The following is a 3,300-nucleotide window of genomic DNA, read 5'->3' as shown; positions in this document are numbered from 1 at the left end:
TCGGGAGCCGCGCAGATCGTCTGGCAGTCCGGTTACCTGACCCTTTTCGTGCTGGTGGCCTCGTTGCCCCTTGACAGCGTGAACGCTCTGGCCGGACTTACGGCGGGGCTGCGTGTGGAAGCCCTTCTCTTTTTGCCGGGCATGGCCTTCAACATGAGCGTAGCCGTGCTTGTAGGCAACAGCCTTGGCGCGGGCAAACCCGCCGAGGCCAAAAAGGTCGCCCTGTTCATGGTCGGCGCGGCCGCCATAGCCATGAGCCTTATGGCAGCCCTGCTCTGGCCTTTCAGGCAGGACATCGCCCTTTTGCTTTCCCAGGAACCCGGCACCCAGGCCCAGATTGTGAACTACCTGACCTTCAACCTGCTTTCCACGCCCTTTTCCATTGCCAGCACCGTCATGGGCGGCGTAATGACCGGGGCGGGAGCCACCAAGTACAACCTGATGATTTTCGGCGGCACCTTCTGGCTGGTGCGCCTTCCCCTGGGCTGGCTGCTCGGACATATGCTTTGGGGCACAGCCTCGGGCGTTTTTGTAGCCATGCTCGTTTCCCAATGCCTGCAGACCAGCATCATGCTTTATGTGGTGCTGCGCCGCGACTGGACGCGTTTTGCCATGAGCAAGATCCGCCAGCCGCACCCTGCCTGACGGCCCGCAGAACCCTTGTGCTTTCCGCATGGGCCTTTCCAAGGAGAACAAAACCGTGAGTAAAAAATTCATTCCCGTAAGCCTGGACGACAGCGGACGCTATTATGACATCTGGCAGCGCACCCCTCAGCGTTCGCTGGATTATACTCTTGCCAACCTCTGGGGCTGGCAGGAATATTATGGCCTTGAATGGTGCTTTGACGACAATATGTGCTGGATACGCCAGACCCGCCCCCATGAAGTATGCTGGGCGCCCGTGGGCGACTGGAACGCGGTGGACTGGAAGAGCCTTTTGCCCTGCTCTTTCAACGAAACCGCCCATGACGTGGTGCGCGTGCCTGAAGAACTGCTGCACGTCTGGCAGGAACGCCTGCCCGGACTGGTGGACGCCGAAGAAGACAGGGGCCAGTGGGAATACCTGTACAAACAGGAAGAGCTTGCCGACCTGCCGGGCAACCGTTTTCATAAAAAACGCAATCACTATAACAGCTACATCAAGAACTACGGCGAACCCGACTACCACGATCTGGACGACCGCATGATCGAGGACGTGCTGGCCGTACAGGACGACTGGTGCCAGTGGCACGAATGCGAAGACTCCCCCTCGCTGCGCGCCGAAAACGAGGCCATCAACCGTGTGCTCAGCCACTGGAACAGTTTCCGCAGCCTTGTGGGCGGATCACTGTATGTGGACGGCAAGATGGTCGCCTTCAGCGTGGGCGAAAACCTTGACGGCACAAGCCTTGGGGTGCATTACGAAAAAGGGCTCAGCGGCTTCAAGGGTGTTTACCAGACCATCAACTGCACGTTTGCCCGCCGGGCTGGAACAGGATTCACCTATATCAACCGCGCCCAGGACCTGGACGAAGAAGGCCTGCGTCAGGCCAAGATGACCTATATGCCCGCAGATTTTCTGCGCAAATACAAGGTGCGCATCCGCAAGGCATAAACGTTTGCCTGCATGCATACATGCGGCGGAACGGCCCGGGCAGGCTCCAGGTTGTTCCGCCTTCCTTTTTCCCGGGAAGCGGCGTGAGCCTCTCGACCCCGGCCCGGGCTTCTGGCATTCTGGCCGCGAGGGGTTTCGTCAACTGCGGAAAAGAAGAAAAAGATGATCCTGAAAACATTTCTGCTGTTTGTGGTCACGGCGGTTGCCGAGATCGTGGGTTGCTATCTGCCCTATGTGTGGCTGCGCAAGGGCGGCTCCCCCTGGCTTCTGGTTCCGGCGGCCCTGAGCCTGGCCGTTTTTGCCTGGCTTTTGACCATGCACCCGGCCGCCAGCGGGCGGGTATATGCGGCCTATGGCTGCGTTTATGTGGCAACCGCCCTGGCATGGCTTAAACTCGTGGACGGCGTAAGCCTTTCCACCACCGACATGGTGGGTGGCGGCGTGGCTCTGGCCGGAATGCTCATCATTGTTTCCGGCTGGGGCAGCCCGGCCTGACCACGGCGCACGGCGCAAAACAAAGGGGCGCGAAGGAATTTTACCCTTCACGCCCCTCAAAAATGCAATCGGTGCGCCGCCGGTGGCAGCGCACTTGCGAAAAACTGGCGTCACCAACGGGATTTGAACCCGTCTTAGCGGCTTGAGAGGCCGCCGTCCTAACCGGATAGACGATGGTGACAGCGAGGTTTCTTTTAAGTAGAGCACGCTTTGATGTCAATACCGCAAGGGTGGGCATCGCCAAAAAGCTGCGAAAAACAATATTATTTGTATTTGCATATTTGAAGTGCTATTTTAAATAAACGGCCCACGACTATGGGCTGTTCCCGGAGGATCATACGTATGCTTTCCCGCCTTCGCCTGCTTCTGCCGGCACTTGCCCTTCTGCTTCTGGCCGCCTGCGGCGGCAAAACCGTTCCGCCCCGTGACGGCCAGGCTCCCGCATGGATGGGAACCATTGCAGACCTGCGCCAGTTTCCCCAGAACCTGGAAGTTTACGCCCAGAGCGCGGGGCCGGGCAAGCGCCTCATCTCACAGGCCGAGCAGGATCGCCAGACAGCGCGCTTTGACCGCATATTCTTCGGCCCGTGGGACATGCGCAAAACATCCATGCGCAAGCGCGATGTGGCGGCCATTTTCGGCAAGGCCAGAGGCTACAGGCAGGGCAGCGAACGCTGGACACAGACTGAATGGGACGCAATGGCCCGCAATGCCGACCTCAAAAACTTCCCCACGCGCGCCCAGGCGGCCATTACGGTACGCAACGCGGACCTGCGTGAAATGCCCACGCATCTGACGCGCTTTTCAGAACCCACACCGGACCCGCGCGCCAATCCCTTTGACTACTTCCAGTATTCCCTGCTCCCTCTGGGTACGCCGGTACTGATTGCCCACACCTCACGCGACGGGCGCTGGCATTTTGTGGAATGCCCCATAGCCGGCGGCTGGGTTGATGCCGATGATCTGGCTCTTGTGGATGACGGCTTTGCCGCCGCATACCGCAACTCCCGCTTTGCGGCCATTGTCAAGGACAATGTGCGTCTTGCCGGGGCCAACGGCAGCAGTGGTCCCTCTGGCGGCCAAAGCGTGAGCATAGGCGCCATCTTGCCCCTGCAGGGCGGGGCCGCCGAAAGCAGCCCCGTGAACCTGCTTGCCCCGGCAAAAGACAACAACGGCATGGCCGTTACCACCCCTGTGACGGTTGCGGCAGG

General features: G+C 59.8%; 4 protein-coding genes and 1 tRNA gene. 4 read left to right on the top strand and 1 reads right to left on the bottom strand.

Translation table 11 applies throughout. The features are described from left to right. From V6C07_RS11205 to V6C07_RS11195, 3 genes are all read left to right on the top strand, one after another. Nucleotides 1–645, top strand: a 645-nt coding sequence (locus V6C07_RS11205; protein ID WP_333536564.1) for an MATE family efflux transporter, incomplete at its 5' end; no start/stop codon positions are given. Between the two features lie 55 nt (nucleotides 646–700). Further along, nucleotides 701–1,594: a DUF2156 domain-containing protein gene (locus tag V6C07_RS11200; RefSeq protein ID WP_333536563.1), complete on the top strand. Its 894-nt coding sequence runs from the start codon at nucleotides 701–703 to the stop codon at nucleotides 1,592–1,594. Between the two features lie 162 nt (nucleotides 1,595–1,756). Beyond that, nucleotides 1,757–2,089, top strand: a complete 333-nt coding sequence (locus V6C07_RS11195; RefSeq protein ID WP_442886217.1) for a YnfA family protein — start codon at nucleotides 1,757–1,759, stop codon at nucleotides 2,087–2,089. Nucleotides 2,090–2,194: 105 nt separating this feature from the next. On the opposite strand, the gene V6C07_RS11190 is transcribed toward V6C07_RS11195, so the two are convergent. Then, nucleotides 2,195–2,270 (bottom strand) — tRNA-Glu (locus V6C07_RS11190). Nucleotides 2,271–2,431: 161 nt separating this feature from the next. Between V6C07_RS11190 and V6C07_RS11185 the strand changes: the two genes are divergently transcribed. After that, nucleotides 2,432–3,300, top strand: an 869-nt coding sequence (locus V6C07_RS11185; protein ID WP_333536562.1) for an NlpC/P60 family N-terminal domain-containing protein, incomplete at its 3' end; no start/stop codon positions are given.

It is taken from the genome of Desulfovibrio sp. 1214_IL3152, assembly GCF_036763055.1.
Classification (GTDB): Bacteria; Desulfobacterota; Desulfovibrionia; order Desulfovibrionales; family Desulfovibrionaceae; genus Desulfovibrio.
This window is presented reverse-complemented; position numbering and strand designations above follow the sequence as displayed.